The sequence below is a fragment of the Rhodanobacter sp. K2T2 genome (assembly GCF_013408815.1).
Lineage (GTDB): Bacteria > Pseudomonadota > Gammaproteobacteria > Xanthomonadales > Rhodanobacteraceae > Rhodanobacter.
Window position 1 is genome coordinate 428,073 of the sequence record NZ_JACCCA010000002.1, and the last position, 21,799, is coordinate 449,871.

Annotated in this window: 21 protein-coding genes; 10 read left to right on the forward strand and 11 right to left on the reverse strand. The window is 63.9% G+C overall.

Translation table 11 applies throughout. The annotated features are described in order from the left end of the window. Positions 1 to 21 precede the first annotated feature (21 nt). Positions 22 to 864 carry an SDR family oxidoreductase gene (locus HDE78_RS05385; RefSeq protein ID WP_179477475.1) on the reverse strand — a complete coding sequence of 281 codons (843 nt, stop codon included), beginning with the start codon at positions 862 to 864 and terminating at the stop codon, positions 22 to 24. A 61-nt stretch (positions 865 to 925) separates the two neighbouring features. Here HDE78_RS05385 and HDE78_RS05390 point away from each other — a divergent pair, with 61 nt between their 5' ends. From HDE78_RS05390 to HDE78_RS05415, 6 genes are all read left to right on the forward strand, one after another. Beyond that, complete coding sequence (locus HDE78_RS05390; protein WP_179477476.1) at positions 926 to 1,480, forward strand: shikimate kinase; 555 nt, start codon at positions 926 to 928, stop codon at positions 1,478 to 1,480. After that, on the forward strand, positions 1,477 to 2,568 hold the full coding sequence (gene aroB, locus HDE78_RS05395) for a 3-dehydroquinate synthase (protein ID WP_179477477.1): 1,092 nt from the start codon (positions 1,477 to 1,479) through the stop codon (positions 2,566 to 2,568). Before HDE78_RS05390 ends, aroB begins: the two co-directional genes overlap by 4 nt. Positions 2,569 to 2,580: 12 nt before the next feature. Then, positions 2,581 to 3,096 carry a hypothetical protein gene (locus HDE78_RS05400; protein ID WP_179477478.1) on the forward strand — a complete coding sequence of 172 codons (516 nt, stop codon included), beginning with the start codon at positions 2,581 to 2,583 and terminating at the stop codon, positions 3,094 to 3,096. Positions 3,097 to 3,204: 108 nt separating this feature from the next. Beyond that, positions 3,205 to 3,465 carry a WGR domain-containing protein gene (locus HDE78_RS05405; RefSeq protein ID WP_179477479.1) on the forward strand — a complete coding sequence of 87 codons (261 nt, stop codon included), beginning with the start codon at positions 3,205 to 3,207 and terminating at the stop codon, positions 3,463 to 3,465. Position 3,466: 1 nt separating this feature from the next. Next, entirely contained in the window at positions 3,467 to 4,531 is a 1,065-nt protein-coding gene (gene hemE / locus HDE78_RS05410) for a uroporphyrinogen decarboxylase (RefSeq protein ID WP_179477480.1), read from the forward strand. Between the two features lie 207 nt (positions 4,532 to 4,738). After that, positions 4,739 to 5,500: a short-chain dehydrogenase/reductase gene (locus HDE78_RS05415; protein ID WP_179477481.1), complete on the forward strand. Its 762-nt coding sequence runs from the start codon at positions 4,739 to 4,741 to the stop codon at positions 5,498 to 5,500. Between the two features lie 176 nt (positions 5,501 to 5,676). On the opposite strand, the gene HDE78_RS05420 is transcribed toward HDE78_RS05415, so the two are convergent. Then, positions 5,677 to 6,666 carry a glycoside hydrolase family 16 protein gene (locus HDE78_RS05420; protein ID WP_345776030.1) on the reverse strand — a complete coding sequence of 330 codons (990 nt, stop codon included), beginning with the start codon at positions 6,664 to 6,666 and terminating at the stop codon, positions 5,677 to 5,679. Between the two features lie 315 nt (positions 6,667 to 6,981). Between HDE78_RS05420 and HDE78_RS05425 the strand changes: the two genes are divergently transcribed. Then, positions 6,982 to 9,945, forward strand: coding sequence for a valine--tRNA ligase (locus HDE78_RS05425; RefSeq protein WP_179477482.1), 2,964 nt, complete (start codon positions 6,982 to 6,984; stop codon positions 9,943 to 9,945). Positions 9,946 to 9,989: 44 nt separating this feature from the next. On the opposite strand, the gene rimI is transcribed toward HDE78_RS05425, so the two are convergent. The 3 genes from rimI to pssA are packed head-to-tail and all read right to left on the reverse strand — an operon-like array spanning position 9,990 to position 11,740. Then, entirely contained in the window at positions 9,990 to 10,466 is a 477-nt protein-coding gene (rimI, locus tag HDE78_RS05430; protein ID WP_345776031.1) for a ribosomal protein S18-alanine N-acetyltransferase, read from the reverse strand. 3 nt (positions 10,467 to 10,469) lie between these two features. Then, positions 10,470 to 10,961, reverse strand: coding sequence for a hypothetical protein (locus HDE78_RS05435; protein ID WP_345776032.1), 492 nt, complete (start codon positions 10,959 to 10,961; stop codon positions 10,470 to 10,472). Further along, positions 10,958 to 11,740 carry a CDP-diacylglycerol--serine O-phosphatidyltransferase gene (gene pssA / locus HDE78_RS05440; RefSeq protein WP_179477484.1) on the reverse strand — a complete coding sequence of 261 codons (783 nt, stop codon included), beginning with the start codon at positions 11,738 to 11,740 and terminating at the stop codon, positions 10,958 to 10,960. The genes HDE78_RS05435 and pssA overlap by 4 nt, the downstream gene beginning before the upstream one ends. 163 nt (positions 11,741 to 11,903) lie before the next feature. Between pssA and HDE78_RS05445 the strand changes: the two genes are divergently transcribed. The 3 genes from HDE78_RS05445 (at position 11,904) to HDE78_RS05455 (ending at position 15,151) form a co-directional block, all read left to right on the forward strand. Further along, a complete protein-coding gene (locus HDE78_RS05445) occupies positions 11,904 to 12,323 on the forward strand; it encodes a DUF4124 domain-containing protein (protein ID WP_179477485.1) in 420 nt (139 codons plus the stop codon). Between the two features lie 442 nt (positions 12,324 to 12,765). Further along, entirely contained in the window at positions 12,766 to 14,463 is a 1,698-nt protein-coding gene (locus HDE78_RS05450; RefSeq protein WP_179477486.1) for a proline--tRNA ligase, read from the forward strand. A gap of 364 nt (positions 14,464 to 14,827) precedes the next feature. Then, positions 14,828 to 15,151 (forward strand): H-NS histone family protein, encoded by a 324-nt coding sequence (locus tag HDE78_RS05455; RefSeq protein WP_179477487.1) that lies wholly within the window; start codon positions 14,828 to 14,830, stop codon positions 15,149 to 15,151. 137 nt (positions 15,152 to 15,288) lie between these two features. Here the strand turns inward: HDE78_RS05455 and HDE78_RS05460 are convergent, their stop codons facing one another. The 6 genes from HDE78_RS05460 to HDE78_RS05485 all read right to left on the reverse strand — a co-directional run bounded on the left by HDE78_RS05460 (position 15,289) and on the right by HDE78_RS05485 (position 21,799). Then, positions 15,289 to 16,578 (reverse strand): threonine/serine exporter family protein, encoded by a 1,290-nt coding sequence (locus tag HDE78_RS05460; RefSeq protein WP_179477488.1) that lies wholly within the window; start codon positions 16,576 to 16,578, stop codon positions 15,289 to 15,291. Continuing rightward, positions 16,575 to 17,018, reverse strand: coding sequence for an NfeD family protein (locus tag HDE78_RS05465; RefSeq protein ID WP_179477489.1), 444 nt, complete (start codon positions 17,016 to 17,018; stop codon positions 16,575 to 16,577). Before HDE78_RS05465 ends, HDE78_RS05460 begins: the two co-directional genes overlap by 4 nt. Before the next feature lie 10 nt (positions 17,019 to 17,028). Then, positions 17,029 to 17,991: an SPFH domain-containing protein gene (locus HDE78_RS05470; RefSeq protein ID WP_179477490.1), complete on the reverse strand. Its 963-nt coding sequence runs from the start codon at positions 17,989 to 17,991 to the stop codon at positions 17,029 to 17,031. Between the two features lie 76 nt (positions 17,992 to 18,067). After that, positions 18,068 to 19,480: an ATP-binding protein gene (locus HDE78_RS05475; protein WP_179477491.1), complete on the reverse strand. Its 1,413-nt coding sequence runs from the start codon at positions 19,478 to 19,480 to the stop codon at positions 18,068 to 18,070. A gap of 58 nt (positions 19,481 to 19,538) precedes the next feature. Beyond that, on the reverse strand, positions 19,539 to 20,882 hold the full coding sequence (locus HDE78_RS05480; protein WP_179477492.1) for a sigma-54 dependent transcriptional regulator: 1,344 nt from the start codon (positions 20,880 to 20,882) through the stop codon (positions 19,539 to 19,541). 125 nt (positions 20,883 to 21,007) lie between these two features. After that, entirely contained in the window at positions 21,008 to 21,799 is a 792-nt protein-coding gene (locus HDE78_RS05485) for a PDZ domain-containing protein (protein WP_179477493.1), read from the reverse strand.

Sequence of the window (21,799 nt, forward strand, 5' to 3'; positions counted from 1 at the left end):
TGCTGCATTAGTTGAGCATGTTCAGGTGGATGAGCTGGCTACCGCGGCAGCATAACCCTCGCGCGAATCCGGCCAGCGCGGCACGAAGCCGCTGGCGCGCAGTCGCGCGTTGCTGAGCCGTTTGCTGCCGATGCCGGCGGGCGGCGGTCCGTCCTGCGGCGGATCAACCCCCATCAGCGCCGCCAGCGCGTCGTACAAAACGTCGAGCGGTAGCGGCGTGTCGTCGGCACCCAGATAGAGCGACAGGGGACGGTCGAGCTGCAGCAGATGCACGATCGCCGCGGCGGCGTCGTCGGTATGGATACGGTTGGCCCAATGTTTCGTCTGGCGCGGCACGCGAACCGGGCCGGCGCGCAGGCGATCGAGCAGGTGCAACTGGCCTGGACCATACAGGCCGGCCAGCCGCAGAGTGATCGAGCTGACCGGCTGCGTCGACAGCCACTGCTCCGCGTCCAGCAGCACCTTGCCATTGAAGCCGTACGGTGCTGTCGGCGTCGCTTCATCCACCCAGCCACCGTCGTGATCGCCGTAAACCGCACTGGAAGAGACGAACAACACGCGGTGCAGCGTGGCGCGATCAAGCGCCGCCATTACATGACGCAAGCCGTCGACGAACGTGGCGCGATAGGCCGCCTCGTCGCGCCGATCGGGCGTGGGTAGATACACGAGCTGGGTGATGCCGCGGGGCAGCGCGCGCAGGCTATTGGCGTCAGTGAGATCGCCACTCAGCCACCGGATGCCGCTGTCGTCGCTGGGCGGTGGTCGACGGCGTAACGCCCACACCTGATCGCCACGCGCCAGCAACTGCTTCGCCACACGCAGGCCCACGTCGCCACAGCCCGCCACCAATACGCGTTCGCTCATGCAGCCTCCTCCCCAGCAACCTCGCTACAGCCGCCGTCGCGCGCCCTGGTAGCATTTACCCATGAATCCGTCGCACAACCTGTTCATCATCGGCCCGACCGGCGCCGGCAAAACGTCCATCGGACGTCGCCTTGCCGTGCATTATGGACTGCAGTTCGTCGATATCGATCAGGAGATCGAGCGCCACTGCGGCGTCGATGTGAGCACCGTGTTCGAGCTTGAAGGCGAAGTGGGCTTTCGCCAGCGCGAGAGCGCCGCCATCGACGAGTGCAGCCGACGCGGCGGCGTGCTGATGGCGACCGGCGCCGGTGCCGTGCTGGCCGCGCTCAACCGCAGGCACATGATCGAACGCGGCTACGTGGTATGGCTGCAGGCTAGCATCGCGCAGCAGCTTGAGCGGCTCGAGCGCGACCATCATCGCCCACTGCTCGAGGTCGCCGATCGACACGAGCGGCTGCAGGCGATGGCGCAGATTCGCGAACCCTTGTATCGCGACATAGCCGACCTTGCCGTACCGGGCGAACACGGCAGCGTGACCAGCGCCACCGAACGCAGCATCGCGCTGATCGATCATGACTGGCAGCGCCTTCCGCTCACCTCACAGCAGACCGCATGAACCTTCCAGCCATCGAAACCGTCACCGTTGCGCTCGGCGAGCGCAGCTATCTCGTCTCCATCGGCAGCGGCCTGCTGGCCGATCATGCGCTGTGGCGCGATTCGCTGCGCGGCAAGCACGTGTTGGTCATGAGCAACACCACCGTCGCGCCGCTGTATCTCGATCACGTGGCCAAAGGGCTGGAAGGCCTGTCGTGGTCGTCGCTGCTGCTGGAGGATGGCGAGGCGCACAAGAGCTTCGCCAACATCGGCGTGGCGTTGGACGCGCTGGCCAAGCTCGGTGCCACCCGCGACGCCTGCATCATCGCGCTTGGCGGCGGCGTGATCGGCGACATGGCCGGCTTCACCGCGGCGTGCTGGATGCGCGGCATCGATTTCATCCAGATGCCGACGACCCTGCTGGCGATGGTCGACTCCTCGGTCGGCGGCAAGACCGGCGTCAACCTGCCGGCCGGCAAGAACCTGGTCGGCGCGTTCCATCAGCCGCGCGCGGTGTTTGCCGATATCGATACGCTGATCACCCTGCCCGACCGCGAATACCGCGCCGGGCTGGCCGAAGTAGTGAAAGGTGCGGCGATCGGCGACGAGCCGTTCTTCCACTGGCTGGAACACAACGCCGACCGGCTCGCCGCCCGCGACAGCGCGACCATGCTCGAAGCCATTGCGCGCAAGGTGCGCTACAAGGCCGGCGTGGTGGCGCGCGACGAAACCGAACAGGGCGAGCGCGCCCTGCTCAACCTCGGCCACACCTTCGGCCACGCGCTGGAAACCGCCGGTCACTACACTACCCTGCTGCACGGCGAAGGCGTGGCCGTGGGCATGCTGCTGGCCGCGCAGCTGTCCGAGCGCCTGGGCATGAGCGAACCCGCCGACACCACGCGCCTGCAGGCCCTGCTGCACATGCTCGGGCTGCCGACGGCGATTCCCGCCGGCATGGATCCGCACCAGCTGCTGGCGCTGATGCGGCTGGACAAAAAGAACACCGCCGGTTCGCTGCGGCTGATTCTGTGGCACGGGATCGGTCGGGCGGAGATCGTTTCGGGTGTGGGTGAGGCGGATGTGCTGGCAACATTGACTGCAGCTTCCTAAATACAATGCGCCATGACTGCAAAAATATTGCTCGCTGTGCTTGTGGCCATTTCGACCTTGCTAGTGCCCGAGCTGGCAGGAGCAGCAACAACTTTCGCAGGGCCCAAGTTTTTGGACTATCCCGCAGCCAAAACAAGCATCGAAAATATTTCAGAGCCGCGCCTGGAGACTGCCAAGGATCGCGAATACCGGTCATCGATTCTTGGCGCCGCGCATAAAGGGAGGGTGAACTTCGCGGGGCACTATATTTTTTCAGTTGTGGGCTGCGGGAGTAGCTGTTCGATGGCTTTCATCCTCGATGCAAAGGACGGAAGCATTTACTGGCTACCTTTCACGGTGAGTTATGCGGAGAAAGCAGACAAAGGCTTCGGCAACGAGTTCTATGCGTTTGATTTTCGTACCGACAGCAATCTTCTCGTTATTCAGGGGAGTCGCAACGAGCTTAACGACGATGGACTTTATGACTATGTTTTCGGCCATGGCCTTCTCCAGCTCGTCAAGTCTCAACCATATCCACTCAAACATTGAGCGTCTCTGTGAATAAACGCTACACAGACTAAGCTCGCTACCAGCGCGCGAGCCTTCTAGAATGTCAGGCTTTGCGGGATCTCTCGCCGCATCGCCCCTCGGGAAACCATGCGCCTCTACATGCAAACCGTGCCCGGAAACACCGACGCACCGCGTTATGTCCAGATTACGCTGGAACAGGATCTGCTCGGCGGCTGGACGCTGTACCGCGAATCGGGCAATCAGGGCGGTCGCGCCTCGCTCAAGCGCGAGCAGTTTCTGGAGCGCGACGAGGCCATGGTCGCGTTCGAAAAGGCGCGCGACGCGCAGCTCAAGCGCGGCTTCCGCGTGATGTTTGCGCAAGGGCAGGAAGGCCCGTACGGGCGCTGAAATGAATACCCTCAAGAACGACCGCTTCCTGCGCGCGCTGCGCCGCGAGCCGACCGACACCACGCCGATCTGGGTGATGCGCCAGGCCGGCCGTTACCTGCCCGAATATCGCGCCACCCGCAGCCGCGCCGGCAGCTTCATGGCGCTGGCGCAGAATCCCGAGCTGGCCTGCGAAGTCACCCTGCAGCCGCTGGAACGCTTCGATCTGGACGCGGCAATTCTGTTTTCCGACATCCTGACCATTCCCGATGCGATGGGCTTGGGCCTGACGTTTGCTCAGGGCGAAGGCCCGCGCTTCGCGCATCCCGTGCGCACGCGCGGCGACATCGAGAAGCTCGCCGTGCCGGACATGGACGTCGAGCTGCGCTACGTGATGGACGCGGTGCGCTTGATTCGAAAAGAACTCGATGGCCGCGTGCCGCTCATCGGCTTTTCCGGCAGCCCGTGGACGCTGGCCTGCTACATGGTCGAGGGCGCCGGCTCGAAGGATTTCGCCACGCTCAAAGCGATGTGCTGGAACGAGCCGAAGCTCGCGCACCAGCTGCTCGACACCCTGGCGCAGGCCGTCGCCGCCTATCTCATCGCCCAGGCCGCCGCCGGTGCGCAGACGCTGATGGTGTTCGACACCTGGGGCGGCCTGCTGGGACCCGCGCCCTTCCGCGAATTCTCGCTGCGCTATATGGCCCGCGTCGTCGATGCATTGAAAGCCAGCCCGCACAGCGCCGAGCTGCCGATCGTGCTGTTCTCCAAGGGCGCCGGTCAGCATCTGGGCGCACTGGCCGACACCGGCTGCACCGCGCTTGGCGTCGACTGGACCATCGACCTGGCCGATGCCCGCGCCGCGGTCGGCAGCCGCGTGGCGCTGCAGGGGAATCTGGATCCAGCGATCTTGCGCGCCGGCCCCGACGTGATTCGCCGGGAAGCGCGCGCCGTACTCGACAGCTACGGCCGTCATCCCGGCCACGTGTTCAATCTCGGCCACGGCATCACGCCGGAAGTCGATCCCGAGCATGTAAACGTACTGGTGGATGAAGTGCACGCCTACGGGAAAACGCTGCGCGGCTGATACTTTGCCCCTTCCCCCTTGGGGAGAAGGCCGGGATGAAGAGCTGGTGCTTGCCAGGATGCGCCGGCTTTTCCGCAACACGCCAGTGGCTCCCGTGTTGAGTTCATTCCGATACTCGGATAAGCCATCGGCCTGCGCCGCTTTACGCCGCCATGACCGCGGTCCTGATATACCTCGCACTCTTCGAGCCACTATCGGGACAACCTCATGGATCTGCAGCTTGCCGGCAAACGCGTACTGATCACCGGTGGCTCCAAAGGCATCGGCCAAGCCGTTGCCGAGCTGCTGGCGAGCGAGGGTTGCGATCTTCGCCTGGTCGCCCGCGACGGCACCGCGCTGGAAGAACTCGCCACCGCGCTGCGCGCTCGTTTTCCGGTGCAGGTGGAAACCATGGCGGCCGACCTGTCAACGGAGGCGACCGTGCGTGCGGTCGCCGACTGGGCCGGCGAGATCGACATCTTGGTCAACAACGCCGGCGCGATTCCGCCCGGCACGCTCACGGCCATCGACGACGCGGCCTGGCGCAACGCGTGGGATTTGAAAGTCTTCGGCTATATCTCGCTCAGTCGGGCGGTCTATCCGACGATGGCGAAACGCAAGCAGGGCGTGATCGTCAACGTGATCGGAGCAGCGGGTCAATCGCTGCCGCCGGGCTATATCGCCGGCGCCACGGGCAATGCGGCGCTGATGGCCTTCACCAAGGCGCTTGCGCGCGGCAGCCACGTCGACGGCATTCGCATCGTCGCCATCAATCCGGGCCCGGTTGAAACCAAGCGACTGGAAACCATGCAACGCGCCAATGCGCAGCGCGAGCTGGGCGACGCCGAGCGCTGGCGCGAGATGTTCAAGACCATGCCCTTCGGACGCCCCGCCAAGCCGTCGGAGATTGCAGCCGCCGTGGCGTTTCTCGCCAGCCCGCTGTCGGGCTACACGTCTGGCACGGTGTTGACGATCGACGGTGCGGCATAGCCGAAAAATACGACGCTTGGTAGGTTGGCGATGCTTGGTGGGTTGGCGGTGAACGAAGTGAATCCCAACGTCCAGCGACCTGCCAGCGTTTTCGCCGCGTGCCGTTGGGCATCGCTTTGCTCAGTCCAACCTACGGCGTGATCGCGTCCAAACGCACGAACTCTCGCCGTGGAAAATCAGTGCTTGTCGGCACTTGCCTTCGTCCATACCGCCACATAGTCCACCAGCATCGGGTGCCCCGGCTCGGTCTTGTCATTGGGCGTCGGAACGCCGCCTGCCATGGCATACGAAAACCCGCCGCCCATCGCGACATTCAGCAGCAGAAAATAACCGCCCTGACCGGTAATTTCATTCCAGGTGGCGGCCGGCAGCTGGTTCTGCGATACGTGATCGTAAAGCTTGCCGTCGACATACCAGCGGATTTGCATCGGCGATACGCTGCGATCCCATTCGAACGTGTAGACATGGAACGCCGCCTGGCAGGTGGTGGCATCGCATGACGCGCGACGACCCAGGCCATTCGGCTCACCGCATGGGCCGCCGGGATAAACGCCACAGTGCAGGATGCCCCAGACACTGTTGATGCCGTTGACGTTTTCCATGATGTCGAATTCGCCCGCCTTGGGCCACAGACCATCCTTTCGATAGCTCTGACCAAGCGCCCAGAACGCCGGCCAGTAACCCTCGGCCGCCTGGTCGGCGACATAAGGCATCTGGATGCGCGCTTCGATGCGCAGCACGCCGTGTACGGGCGGTTTGAAGTTGCCCTGCCGGGTCTCGAGGCGGGCCGAGGTCCAGTTGCCGGATTTATCGCGAAGCGGCGTAATGCGTAAATGACCCTGCCCGTCCAGACCGACATTCGCCTTATTGGCGGTATAGGTCTGGATCTCACCCGTGCCCCACTGTGGCGGCCCCGAGGGATATCGATGCCCGGTGTCGAGCAGCCAGCGCGTGCGCGAGGGCAGCCTGTCGGCGGCGCCATTGAAATCATCGCCGAACTGCAGCGTCCAGCCCGCAGGCTTGGGGATGGTGGCGTGTGCGCTCGGGATGCCCATCGCCGTGCCGATGCCGATGGCACCGCCGACCAGTATCCGCAGCACACGCTGCCTGGGCCAGCGACAACATAACTCCATGGTTTCCAGCAAATAATTGGGGGTCGATCGCACGCAAAAACCTTTTTGAAATCGAAATCTTTTTGCTCGCACCACACCCCGATCCAGCCGAAGCTCGTATCGGGATGCTATTGCCATATACGGCGACCGCAAGATTGAGGACGCGCGATAGCTCTGTGCCTGCCTATAGTCCCGGCTCAAGACATAGCCTCGGGTGAACGCCGATCTCCCGAGCGCTTGCCAACGCACCGGCCGATCACGCTGGCATGCCCTCGACGAAGGCTTTGGCAGCCCTATCCGCGCCCCGTACAATGGGGTTTTGCCGTTGCCTACCCGTGCGCCTTCGACGAGGCGCCATTGCGAGTCCCCATGGAAAAGAGTTTCGAACCCGCCCAGATCGAGTCCAAATGGTACGCACATTGGGAAGCCAGCGGTGCGTTCAAGCCTGCGGCTCCTGACGACAAGAGCCGGGGCGAGCCGTATTGCATTCTGCTGCCGCCACCGAACGTCACCGGCACCCTGCATATGGGTCATGCGTTTCAGCAAACGGTGATGGACATGCTGGTGCGCTATCAGCGCATGCGCGGCATGAACACGCTGTGGCAGGTGGGCACCGACCACGCCGGCATCGCCACGCAGAAGATCGTCGAAAACCAGCTCGCGGTGGAAAATCAGACCCGCCACGACCTCGGCCGCGAGGCATTCGTCGAACGCGTGTGGAAGTGGAAAGAAGAATCCGGCTCCACCATCACTAACCAGATGCGCCGCATCGGCACCGCAGCCGACTGGTCGCGAGAGCGCTTCACCATGGACGAAGGTTTGTCCGCCGCGGTGCGCAAGGTGTTCGTCGAATGGTATCGCGCGGGCCTGATCTATCGCGGCAACCGGCTGGTGAACTGGGATCCGGTGCTGGGCACGGCGGTGTCCGATCTGGAAGTGAACAACGTCGAGCGCGACGGCCATATGTGGTCGATCCGCTACCCGGTGAGCGGCAGCGACGAGTCGCTGGTGGTTGCCACCACGCGCCCGGAGACCATGCTGGCTGACGCGGCAATAGCCGTGCATCCGGAGGACGAACGCTACCAACACCTGATCGGCAAGATGGTCGACCTGCCCCTCACAGGCCGCAAGATTCCAGTGATCGCCGACGAATACGTCGACCGCGAGTTCGGCACCGGTTGCGTGAAGATCACTCCCGCGCACGACTTCAACGACTACGCCGTGATGGAACGCCATCTCGATATAGGCATCCAGTCGATGCTTACGTTGGATGCAAAAGTCATCAGCCGCGCGGATGAAGAAAAGATTTGGGGCAACGGCGTCGCGCCACGAATCACAAAGCACCACCTCATCACCATCGACACTCCATTCCTTACCGACTTCATTCCGTTGAAGTACCAAGGCCTCGACAGATTCGATGCGCGCAAACAGATCCTTGCTGATCTAGACACTGGTGGCTTCCTCATCGAAACCAAACCGCACAAGCTGCAGGTACCGGTGAGCGATCGCTCCGACGCGGTGATCGAGCCGATGCTGACCGATCAGTGGTTTGTCGATCTCACGACGGACGTCCAGAAGGATGGACGTCCGGGTGGCCGCAAGGCGATCACCGAACCCGCGCTCGATGCGGTGCGTTCGGGCGACATCAAATTTGTGCCTGAGAGCTGGACCAGCACGTACACGCAGTGGCTGGACAACATCCAGGACTGGTGCATCAGCCGCCAGCTCTGGTGGGGCCATCGCATTCCGGCCTGGTACGACGAAGCGGGCAACATCTTCGTCGGCGAAGACGAAGCCGATGCGCGCGCCAAAGCCGACACGCCGCCAGTCGGCGCGCTGAGCCAGGACGAGGACGTGCTGGATACGTGGTTCAGTTCGGCGCTGTGGCCCTTTTCCACGCTCGGCTGGCCGGCCGACGGACCGGTGAAAAACGAGCGCGGCGAGGTCATCGCCAACTGGGCGGAGGACAAGATTTTCCTGCCCAGCGCGGTGCTGGTGACCGGCTTCGACATCATCTTTTTCTGGGTCGCGCGCATGGTGATGGCGACCAAGTACTTCACCGGCCAGATTCCGTTTCGCGAGGTGTACATCAACGCCATCGTGCGCGACGCGGAAGGCAAGAAGATGTCCAAGTCCAAGGGCAATACGCTGGACCCGCTCGATCTGATCGACGGCATCGAGCTGCAGCCGCTGCTGGAAAAATCGACCAAGTCGCTGCTGATTCCGCAGGTGCGCGAAAAAGTCGAAAAGCGCATCCGCAAGGATTACCCCGACGGCATTCCGTCGATCGGCACCGATGCGCTGCGCTTCACCTTTGCCGCGCTGGCCAGCTACAGCCGCACCATCAACTTCGACATCAAGCGTGCCGAGGGCTACAAGGCGTTCTGCAACAAGCTGTGGAATGCGGCGCGCTTCGTGCTGATGAACGTAGCGGAAGGTGAGATCGCCGCGCCTACCAGCGCACCGGCCACCGAAGCGGAGCGCTGGATTCTTACCCGCCTCAAGCAGACCCTGGGTGAAGTGGAACAGCACTTCGCCAGCTATCGCTTCGACCATCTGGCGCAGGCGCTCTACGAGTTCGTCTGGAACGAGTTCTGCGACTGGTTTCTGGAATTGTCCAAGCCGGCGCTGGCTGGAGACGATGCGGTCGCCGCGGCATCCACCCGCCGCACCCTGCTGGTGGTGCTGGAGTCGGTGCTGCGCGCGCTGCATCCGGTCATTCCCTTCATTACCGAGGAGATTTGGCAGGAGTTGCCCGCGACCGCGAAGAGCGCAGGGGCATCCACAGCAGCAGCGTCCAGCGCGCTGATCCTCGAATGTGCGTACCCACGGGCAGACGACTACGCCGGCGACGACGCGGCGGCCGCCGAGGTCGAGTGGTTCAAGAACGTGCTCGGCGGCGTCCGCCGGATTCGCTCGGAGATGAACATCTCGCCTGCGAAAATCATTCCGCTGCTGCTCGCCGACGGCGACGCCAGCGATCGCTCGCGCATCGCCAAATTCGCCGCGCAGATCGGCTTTCTCGCCCGCGTCGAGGCACCGCAGTGGATCGACAGCGGCGCCGCCGAGCCTGCCGCCGCGGCCGCGGTGGTAGGCGCACTGCGCGTCATGATTCCGCTGGCCGGCCTGATCGATCTGGACGCGGAAAAGTCGCGGCTGACCAAGGAAATCACGCGCATCGAAACCGAAATCAAAAAATGCGAAGGCAAACTCGGCAACGCCAACTTCGTCGCCAATGCCCCGGCGGAAGTCGTGCAGCAGGAACGCCAACGCATCGCCGACTGGACCCAGCAGATCGTCGCTTTGCGCGAACAGGCGCAGAAACTTGGTTAAGGTGGCTCTGAGGCTAGCGAGAGGGAGAACCCAAAGCGCGGCTTTCAAGTCAAGGCGGCGCCCAGTTCCAGCACCATCACGATCGCATCCTCGCGCCCGTTCTTCGCCGGGTAGTAGCGCGGCCGCCTGCCGATTTCCTTGAAGCCCAGCGACTCGTACAGGCTCTTGGCCAGCGGATTGGACGGTCGAACTTCGAGGAAGACGCGCTCAGCGCCGTTCCAGCGCGCGATATCCAGCAAGCGGCGCAGCAGATGCCGGCCCAGACCCTGGCCGCGGTAATCCGGGGCTATGCAGATATTGAGTATGTGGGCTTCGTCGGCACCGGTGGAGAGAATGCCGTAGCCGGCGACCAGGGCGTCCACGCACAGCACCCAGCAGGGATGGCCGGCGCGCAGGCAGTCGGCGAACACGCCCTGCGACCAGGGAAAATCGTAGGAAGCGTTTTCCAGTTCGCCGACCCGGGAGAGGTCCTCGTTGCGCATCGCGCGCACCTGGATCACCGGCTTGACCACCGCCGCCACCGCTCAGCGCTCCGCGACAGCCAGCGTGCGGCGCAGATTGCGCAGCGCACTCCACAGCCGCCGTTTGGCCTCGGCAGCGGTCAGCACCTGTACCAACTCATCGGCCAGCACGATTTGCGCACTCTGCATGGCGGCCGCGGGCAAAGCTCGCCCCAGCGCATGGGCCTGGGCCTCGCCGAAAACCAGATAGGCCCGCGCATGCGGCACCTCGGCCAGCTGGCCGTCGGTGACCCGCACGCGCGCGGCGCGCGCCAATGTCGAACCGCAGGCGTTGAGCAGGCGACCCAGCAGATCCAGTTCGCGCGTCGCGCAGCTCTGGGGCAACACCACGACGCAAGCGACACCGGCGGCCAGATCGGGCAACGGTTGCGACGGCTCGACGACGGTTGGCCCAGACCGCGTCGCGCGTTGCACCCATGGCGTCACGCCCAACGCCCGCAGCACACGAGAGCGCTGGCTCAGGGTGGCAGACCGAGGGGATGCCGATACGTTCACGCCACGCCCCGACGAACGCGCCGACGATGCGTGGCCAGCCGGCACATGGTCCAGACCGGCCCGGAGAGCAGATACAGCGTGAAACCGACAAACAGCACCCATGCCGTATCGAGCACCAGCAAACCGAGCAGCAGCACCGCGCCCACCATCCAGCCGAACGGCACGTGGCCGCGCTCGCCCATCGGCAGCGACTTGAAACTGAAATAGCGAAACCGGCTGACCATCAGCAGGCCCACGATGACGGCCATCACCGGCGTGATGAAACAGAACTCGCTGCCCGGCAGGCCGGTCTTGTCGACCACCCACACGAACGACATGCATACCGCCGCGGCCGCCGGACTGGCAAGGCCTTGGAAATAGCGCTTGTCGGCCACGCCTACCTGGGTGTTGAAGCGCGCCAGCCGCAGCGCCGCGCAGGCGACGTAAATGAAAGCGGCAGCCCAGCCCAGCTTGCCCCACAGCGGGCCGAAATCCTTCAGCGTGGATAGCGACCAGGCATACATCACCAGCGCCGGCGCCATGCCGAAGCTGATCAGGTCGGATAGCGAGTCGTACTGCACGCCGAATTCGCTCTGCGTACCGGTGAGCCGCGCCACGCGGCCATCCAGGCCATCCAGCACCGCCGCCATGAAAACCGCCACTGCCGCGTCGGTGTAATGACCGCCGATGCTGGCAATAATCGCGTAGAAACCGGCGAACATCGCCCCGGTGGTGACCAGGTTCGGCAGCAGATAAATGCCGCGATGAGGCGGCTGGCGGGCGGGCATCGCGTCGTTCATGAAACAATCCGTGACAACATACGCTCAGTGTAAACCATCGCTCGCTTGAGTCCGGGCGGTGGTGGATGTTAACTAGGCAGCCGGATTGGCCGATTGGCCATGTGCCATTCCGTTGCGCAGCGCTCGCTCATCGTTTGTCGTCGAATAACCCAGGGGGAAAACCATGCATCGTTCGATGATTGCGCTGGCACTGCTGCTGATGGCTCCGCTGGTCGGTGCCCAGGTCTACAAATGGAAGGATGCCAACGGCACGGTGCATTACTCGCAAACGCCGCCCTCCAGCAATGGCACCAAGTTCAAGGAAGTGAAGGCCGATACGTCGGTGCCGCCCACGCCGGCAGCCAGCACTGCTGCGCCAGCCGCCGCTCCCGCCCCAGCACAGCCGACCACGACCACCGTAGCCGACACGCCGGAAAACCGCGCGAAGCTGTGCAGCTCGCTGCAAACCAATCTGGCTGCGCTGCAAAGCGCAGCCCCGGTCGTGATGCAACAGGGCGGCAAACAGACCGCGCTCGACGACAGCACGCGCAAGCAGCAGGCCAGCGCGGTACAGGCGCAGTACCAGCAATACTGCGCCAAATAATTCCGGGTAATCGCGGATATCGGCGCCCAGCAGCGCGCCGGCAAGAGCGCCTGGCGAACGCTTAAGAGCCTGTTCAACGCCTCCGCGTGGCCCGCGCCGGGAACGGTTGGCGCGCAGGCCAAGTAAGAACGAGGGTAGGCGGGGAGGCGCCATGGATGGCGCCGGCTTTGAGGAGCGAGGAGTGGACGCCCGTCCACGACCAGTGATGACGCCGGATTGCGCGCAAACAGACACGGCCCTGCGGGTTGCCTCGCCGTGACCGCCAGGTGGCGCAGCGCTTGCCTGGCTGGCGAGTCAAGCCGCGCACCACCACCTGGCGGTCACGGCGAGGCAACGCGAGCTACGTGGAGACGTTGAACAGGCTCTAGGTGCCGCCGCTCCGACCGGTGCCGCCGGCAGGCCGCTACAATTGGCGTCTTTCATCACGCCGGAACAAACCCGCATGCGCCTCAGCCAATTCCATCTGGCCACCGTCAAGGAAGTCCCCGCCGACGCCGAAATCGCCAGTCACCGACTGATGTTGCGCGCCGGCATGATCCGCCGGCTGGCCTCCGGCCTGTATACCTGGTCGCCGCTGGGCCTGCGCGTACTGCGCAAGGTGGAGAGAGTCGTGCGCGAGGAGATGAACCGTGCCGGCGCCATCGAGATGCTGATGCCTTCGATCCAGCCGCGCGAGCTGTGGGAAGAAACCGGCCGCTGGCAGAAGTTCGGCGGCCAGCTGCTGAAGATCAAGGACCGCAAGCAGCAGGAGTTCTGCTACGGCCCCACGCACGAGGAAGTGATCACCGACTTCGCCCGCAACGAGCTGAAAAGTTACAAGCAGCTGCCGGTCAACTTCTACCAGATCCAGACCAAGTTCCGCGACGAGATTCGCCCGCGTTTCGGCGTGATGCGCGCGCGCGAATTCCTGATGAAGGACGCCTACTCCTTCCATCTCACGCAGGAATCGCTGGCGCAGACCTACCAGGCGATGTACGAGGCCTATACCCGCATCTTCACCCGACTGGGGCTGACCTTTCGCGCAGTGCAGGCCGATACCGGCGCCATCGGCGGCAACGCCAGCCACGAGTTTCAGGTGCTGGCCGATTCGGGCGAGGACGCCATCGTGTTTTCCGATGGCTCCGATTACGCCGCCAACATGGAGAAAGCCGAGGCGCAGGCGCCTGCGGGTGACCGCCCCGCGCCCGGTGCCGAGCTGCAGCGCGTCGACACCCCGAAACAGCGAACCATCGATGAAGTTTCGGCCTTTCTTCAGGTCGCTCCGCAGCAGTGCATCAAGACCCTGCTGGTGCGCGGCCGCGAGGGCCTGGTCGCGCTGTGCCTGCGCGGCGACCACGAGATCAACGAGGTCAAGGCGAGCAAGCTGATCGAACTGCCGGACGAATCGGTGCTGGCCTCCGAAGAAGAAATTCGTGCCGCCACCGGCACGCGTCCCGGCTTCATCGGCCCGGTGGGGCTGCCCGACGCCATTCCGGTTATCGTCGATCGCGATGCCGCCGTGCTGGCGGATTTCGTCTGCGGCGGCAATGCCGACGGCACACACTACACCGGCGCCAACTGGCTGCGCGATGCGCGCGTCACGCGCGTGGCCGACCTGCGCAACGTGGTCGAGGGCGATGCGTCGCCCGATGGCCAGGGCATGCTGCACATCGCCCGCGGCATCGAAGTCGGGCACGTGTTTCAGCTCGGCCAAAAATACGCCGAGGCACTCAAGGCCACCGTCATCGACGACCAGGGCAAGCCGCAGGTGTTGACCATGGGCTGCTACGGCATCGGCGTCAGCCGCATCGTGGCAGCTGCGATCGAACAGCGGCACGACGACGCCGGCATCATCTGGCCCGACGCGATGGCGCCCTGGCGCGTGGTGGTGTGCATCATCAACCCGAAGAACCTGCCCGAGGTCGGCGCCGCGGCCGAGGCTTTGTATCAATCGCTGATCCAACGCGGCATCGAAGCGGCGCTGGACGACCGCGGCCTGCGCCCGGGTGGCATGTTTGCGGACATGGAGCTGATCGGCATTCCGCACCGCGTGGTGGTGAGCGAGCGTGGCCTGGCCTCCGGCACACTGGAATATCGCGGCCGGCAGGACGCCGACAATCGCGCCATGACCCAGGACGAGCTGTTCGATCTGCTCGATTAACCCGCCCCCTCAAGCGCCGCCTTGGCGCAGCCACCCCTGCGCCGACGCAGGGCAATCGTCATCAACGCCCATCAAAATGGCCGCCTCGCGCGGCCATTTTCGTTTGCGCCATTGCCCGCATACGCACCGTTTCAATATCCGGCGATAACGTTTTATACCTGGCCGCATAATCGGCGGCGCATTTAAAAAAACGGCGTATTTCGCCATCAGTCTTTACAACGGTTTGATAAATCAGCCAGAATCATCCCTGCAAGACCATTAACCGGGTTCGGCTTCCCCACTTATCTGCCACCCTCTCCATTAAACACATCTAATTAATCGATCCAGCGATCTCCCTCGGAGATCCTTACCCCCGGAAACCAACATGGCCGTCGATATCAAAAACCTCAATCACTCCCAGCTCAAAGACCTCATCAGCAAGGCGCAGATTCGCCAGAATGAATTGAGCAAGGAAAAAGTCGCCAAGCTTCGCGACAAGGTGCTCGCGTTGATCAAGGCCGAGGGTTATACCTTCGAAGAAATTTTCGGTCAGGCACGCAGCAAGGCCAAACGCGCCAGCAGCCCGGTGGCACCGAAATATCGCAACCCGGCCAACCCCGCGCAGACCTGGTCCGGCCGTGGCAAGCGCCCGCACTGGTTCAGCGACGCGCTGAAGGCCGGCAAGAAGGAAAAAGATCTCGCGATCTGATCGCAGCTCTCCGACGAGTCGACCTGACGTCGATTATCGTCCTGACCTTCGACATAAAAAACGCCGGCTATATGCCGGCGTTTTTTATTCGCAATAACCGCCGTTTCCAGGTAACGGCCGTGAAAATACGTCGATTCTTACAACGATCGCCGCGGCGAAACCAGCAACTCGCCAAACATCAGCCCGCCGACCAGGGACACCAAAAGGGTCACCAGCAGCAAACCGGTATCCATACCCAACGAGGTATCGCGCTGCAGCAGAAAGGACATGCTGCGAAAACCCACGCTACCCGGTACCAGCAGAATAATCCCGGGCTCGCGAATCAATGCGCCGGGGCGATGCGCGTATCGCGCATAGGAGTTGGCCATCGCGCTCAGCAAAAAGCCGCCGAGGAAAACCCCGAACGGCGCTGCCGGCAGCGAGCCGGAAATCTGCCCACCCCAGCGCGTGGCGAGATAACCGACGATAACCGCGCCCATGACGATCAGCCAGTCGCGGCGCGCGGCGCGAAACAAAATGGCGAAACCGAACGCGCCGACCAGCAGGGCTGGTAGTTCGGTCCAGCCCGGCAACGGCGGCAGCGCGTAATCGCGCGGTTCGATACCCACCGCCGCACACAGCGTCGTCGCCGCTACCGTGCCGAAGGTGAGCTTGAGCAGGGTCGCCACCGCGCCGCCCATGCGTGCCATACCGGCCACCAGGTGCTGGCTGGAGATCTCGCGCACCGCCGTGGTCAGCGACATGCCCGGCACCAGCACGATCAGGCTGGCCAGCACCACCGACTTGATCGCCAGCGGCACCACGAACGCACTGACGACGGTTGCCACCGTGGTCGCCACCAGCGCGCAGATCGCATCGCTGGCAATCGACAGCTGCGGCCGCTTGGCCGCCAGCACCGTGATGCTGCCGATGATCAGACCGATGAAAGCCGCGGTCAGCAGATCCGGCCATGCGCTGTGCAGAAACAGCGCGACCACGCACGCCGCCGACAGTCCGTAAGTGGCGACGACGGCGGCCTGCGCGCGACGCGAATCGGGCCGCCCCAGTGCGCGCAGTCGCTGGAAACCTTCGCGCAGACCGATTTCACCGGCAATCACCTGATCGGCAATGTCATCGGCCTCGCACAGCCGCGCCAGGTTCACATCGCCCGGCGCCAGACGCATGACTTGCGTGGTTTGCGCCACGCCCTCCTCGCCTTGCCCAAGGTCGGTAAACGAAATGATGACCGCCGTAGGGCTGGACCACACATCCGCACTCAAACCCAGTCGCTGCGCCGAACTCGAAATCGCCATCTCTAGCCGTGGCGAAGCGGTGCCGTACTGATGTAGCCGCCGCGTCAGCTCGAGCAAAAAGGCGATGCGCGTGCTGATCGCCGTCGTCGCGAACGACGGATGGATGCTCGCCGTGCCGACCGCGCTCGCACTCATGTCGCCGCGCGCACCTTCAACGTGGTGCCATCGACGGCGATCACTTCGACCAGGCTGCCCAGCGGCAGATCCGGTCCGTTGACCAGCCACTGGCCGTCGCCGACGCGCGCCTTGCCGCGGCCGTTGACGATCGGCTCGATCAGCTCGTAGCGCTGGCCGATCATGCGCTCGCCGCGACGATTGAGCGTTTCGCTGCCCGATTCGCTTTTATCCAGCTTCGGCCGCAGCACGCGGGCGTAAAGCACGCAAGCCGCGAAAGCCAGCAGCGCAAACAGCACGGCCTGAATCAGCAGTCCGAGCGGCGGCACTACCAGCAGCACCACACCGACGGCTGCCGCGGCCAGACCGATCCACAACAGGAAATAACCCGGCAGCAGCACTTCGCCGCCGATCAGCAGCAGCGCGAGGATCCACCACAGGTAATGCACGGGAAACGCCATGGCAGAATCCTCAGCGCAGCGGCGGCTGGAACGAGCCCGAAGCCGGCGGCGCGACCGAACGCTGCTGCTGGCCTAGCGACTCTTTCGCCAGCTCGGCAATACCGGCCAGCGACCCCAGAATGCCGGTGGCCTCGATCGGCAGCAGCAGCATTTTCTGGTTCGGCGATTTGGCCATCTCTTTCAGCGCTTCCACATAATTGTTGGCGACGAAGTAGTTCAGCGCATTGACGTTGCCGCCGGAAATCGCGTCGGACACCATCGTGGTGGCCTTGGCTTCGGCTTCGGCGGAACGCTCGCGCGCCTCGGCGGCACGGAACGCCGCTTCTTTCTCGCCCTCGGCCGCCAGGATCACCGACTGCTTTTCGCCTTCGGCCTTGAGAATCGCCGCCTGCCGGAAGCCTTCCGCGTCGAGAATATTCGCGCGCTTCTCGCGCTCGGCCTTCATCTGCCGCGCCATCGCGTCGATCAGGTCGCGCGGCGGAGCGATATCCTTGATCTCGATACGGTTGACCTTGACGCCCCACGGATGCGTCGCCTCGTCCACCACGCGCAGCAGTTTGGCGTTGATGCCGTCGCGCTGGCTCAGGCTCTCATCCAGATCCATCGAACCGAGCACGGTGCGGATATTGGTCATGATAAGCGCAAGCGAGGCCTGCTCCAGGTTGGAGACTTCGTACGCTGCCTTCGACGCATCCAGCACCTGATAGAACACCACGCCATCCACGCGCACCACGGCGTTGTCCTTGGTGATCACGTCCTGTGAGGGCACGTCGAGCACCTGCTCCATCATATTGATCTTGCGCCCGACCGTTTGATAGATCGGAATCAGCAGATGCAGACCCGGGCTCAACGTATGCGTGTATTTGCCGAACGTTTCCACCGTCCACTCGAAGCCCTGCGGCACGATGCGCACCAGCTTGGCCAGAATGACCACGACCACCAGCACAATGACCAACGCGAGAATCTGACCCATGACCTGTCCCCATCCGTGACGAAGACATCAGTATAGGCGAGCTGCTGTTACGCGCGCGGCCGCGCCAACCCGCGGTTTAACGCAATGCCGCCTGCGGCAACAGCAAGGTGACGCGCAACCCGCCATCTTCGCGATTGGCCAGCAGCACGCGGCCGCCATGCGCCTCGGCGATTTCACGAGTCAGCGCCAGCCCCAGCCCGGTGCCGGCACGCTTGGTCGAATAGAAAGGCAACAGCGCCTGCGCCAGTACGGTGTCGGTCATGCCGGGGCCGCGGTCGGCGACCTCGATGCGCAGCTCGCGGCCGACTTCAGTAATGGACAGCGTGACGTCGTCTTCGCCGCTGCCGGATTCATGCGCATTCTTTATCAGGTTGATCAGCACCTGCTCGATCTGCACGGCGTCGAAATAACCCGGCCGCGTCGGCGCGGGTGACACCAGGCGATACTGGCAGTGCAGCGACAATCCTTCCAAAAACGGCGTCCACTCAATGGCGACCGACTGCGGCGTGGGCAGTTTGGCGAAACTGGCGTAACCGGAAATGAAACTGTGCAGGTGCTTGGCGCGCTCGCTGATGGTGGCGAACACGCCGGGCAATCGATCCACGTTGCCGCGCCGCGCCAGCTCCGCGCCGGAATGGGCGAGCGAAGAAATCGGCGCCAGCGAGTTATTGAGCTCGTGACTGATCACCCGGATCACCCGTTTCCATGTCGCCACCTCTTGGCGAGACAGCTCGCGTGTCATACGTCGAAACAGCTGCAGCCGATGCGGTCGACCCTGCAGGCGAAACGCGCGCTGCGAGATGTGGAACGTTTCCTCGCTGCCGTCCATTTCCACGCTGAGCAACGCATCCTCGCCGTCTTCCACCGCGCGGCGCAGCGCCTCGGGCGCACCGTCCAGCAGCCGGGCGAATTCCAGCCCGTGCAGGCTGCGACCCTCGTTGAACAGATGCCGCGAGGCGATGTTGGCGTACGCCACCCGACCGATGCTGTCGGTCAGCACAAGGGCCACCGGCGTGTTCTGCACTACGGTATCCAGCAGCAGTTCGCGCTGAGCCAGATGCTGACGCTGCTCGCGCAGGGTCTGGCCCAGCGCATTGTGCATCTGGATCAACTCACCGAGCTCGTCGCGGCGATGAATGCCGATCGATATGCTGAAATCCCCGTCGCGGTAACTGGCGACCGCGCCCTCCAGCGCACGCAGCAGCCGGCTCACCGGCGCCATGGCCTGACCGGCCAGCCAGAACGCCAGCAGCAACAGCAGCACCGCACAGATGCCGAGCGCGCCGTAGATGCCCAGATGGGTCACGGGCAGCGCCTTGGCGGCGACCTGCACTGACGGATCCTTCACCGTCAGCTCGGTCTGCATCCATACCAGCAGCTGCGGCAACGGCCACTGCGTGACGCCGGCATAGATCAGCGCACCCGCCACGCTGGCCAACGCCAGCAGCAGGGTCAGCCGCGTGCGCAGCGAATTCAGCCAGCGCCACATGCGGCAGACCTCGCGAACAGAGCCATTATCGCCAGATCATTTAGCCGTCCATATGCCATCACGCCGGCGCTGCCAGCCCGTAGCGCTCCATACGTCGATACAGGGCCTGGCGCGACAGGCCGAGGCTCTGCGCCGCGCGGCTGACTACACCGTCGGCCTTGTGCAGCGCTGCCTCGACGGTTTCACGACTGGGCTCATCGAGATTGCGCGTGGCGGTGGACACGTGCGCCGCCAGATTGAGCAGCTCGGGCGTAATCGGGCCTTCGCCCGAAAGCAACGCCGCGCGCTCGATCGCATTCTTCAGCTCGCGCACGTTGCCCGGCCACGGATAGTTGAGCATTGCATCGCGTGCCGCATCGCCCAGCTCGGCGCGCCCGTCGAGAAAGAACTCGGCCAGCGGCAGGATGTCGTCGCTGCGCTCGGTCAGCGGCGGCAGATTCACTTCGATCACGTTGAGGCGATAGTACAGATCTTCGCGGAAGGTGCCGGCGCGGATCATCGCCTTGAGGTCGGCGTTGGTCGCGCTCAGCACGCGCACCTTGACCTGCCGCGTGCGGCCGGAGCCCAGCCGCTCGAACTGGCCGGTTTCCAGTACCCGCAGCAGTTTCATCTGGCCCGGCAGCGGCAGGTTGCCGATTTCGTCGAGAAACAGCGTGCCGCCGTCGGCCAGCTCGAAGCGACCCTCGCGCGCCTTGTTGGCACCGGTGTAGGCCCCGGCATCGGCGCCGAACAATTCGGCCTCGATCAGCTCGCCCGGCAGCGCGCCGCAGTTCACCGCAATAAAGGGCCCCCGCCGCACGGCCGAGTTGGCGTGCACGATCGCCGCGATGCGTTCCTTGCCGGTGCCGTTGGGCCCTGTGATCAGCACCGGCACGTCGGCCTTGGCGACCTGGCAGGCCAGCTCCAGCGTTCGCGCCATCGCTTCGGAGGCGAAGACAAGATTATCCAGCTCGTACTTACCCTGCAGCGCCTCGCGCCGGCGCTTGCGCTCGCGCCGCGTGCGCGTCACTTCGCGATTGGACTCGGACAGTTCGAGCAGGTTTTCGACCGTGGCGATCAGCTTGTTGTCGTCCCACGGCTTGGCCAGATAATCCGCCGCGCCAGCCTTGACCAGCTCTACTGCGGTTTCCAGATGCGTCCACGCCGTGAGCAGGATCAGCGGCAGATCCGGATGCTGCTCGCGGATCGCGCGGAACAGTGCCACGCCCTCCTCGCCTGAGGTGGTATCGGCGGTGAAGTTCATGTCCTGGATCACCACGTCGATGGCCTCATGCTGCAGCATGGCCAGGCCTTCGTCCGGGGTGAGCGCGGTGAGTGGCCGGATGTCGTGCAGGGACAACGCCAGCGAAAGCGCCTCGCCCACGGCCGGGTTGTCGTCGATGATGAGTACGCTACGTGTCATTTTTTTTCTGCACATGCGGACATAGATGCCGCTCCGGCCGCAAAGGTTTGCATGACTATCGGACTACTGGCCAGCGATGGCAACGAAATCGATGCGTGATGTCGTTCATCAAGGGCTTTAGGTGATTAGGGCGAGGCGGGAGAAATGACGTGCGCGTAGTCAGTCGCAGCCACAGCGACTTCCACGAATGCGCCGCCGCGCAGCAGCTGCAGCTTCACTGGCGCGGGCCGGCTGGCACGAAACCGGCCCATCAATTCGCTGACGTGTTTGACCGGCGTACCGTCGGCCGCCGTGACCACATCGCCGACCTGCAGACCCCACAGCGATTCGGGAACGACCTTGGTCACCGTAATACCCGTGGTCTTACTCGACGATAGCTGCAGCGCGTGGCCGGGGTTGCGCCAGCTGAGGCGGTCGTCTGTGGTGTGTTCGTAGGTAAACCAGCCGCTGTCCTTTGACGGCGACGGCGGAGGTGGTGGCGAAGGCGGAGATGGCGTGGATGTTATTGCAGGCGGTGGCGGTGGCGGAGGTGGAGTCGGTGCCGTTGGCGAAATGACCTGGCCGTAGTCCGCCGCCGTCACGCTCAACGCGAGCATCGTGCCCGTGCGCCGGACATGCAGCACTATGGTCGCCGGCTTGCTAGCACGCAGCCAGTTCATCAACTCGCTGACATGCTTCAGGGGATGATCGTCTACAGCAACGATCACATCGCCCTCGTGCAGACCCCACACGGGCTCCGTGCCGACCTTCGTTACCGTGATGCCCGAGGTGTTATCGGAATGCAGCTTCAACGCGTGGTCGGCGATGCGCCAACTCAGGCTATCGTCCGAATTGAGCTGATAGACCCAGCCAGCCAGCGCCGGCCGTGCCAGCGCACTGACCAAGACGAACATGCCGCCGAGTAACAAACGTCTCAT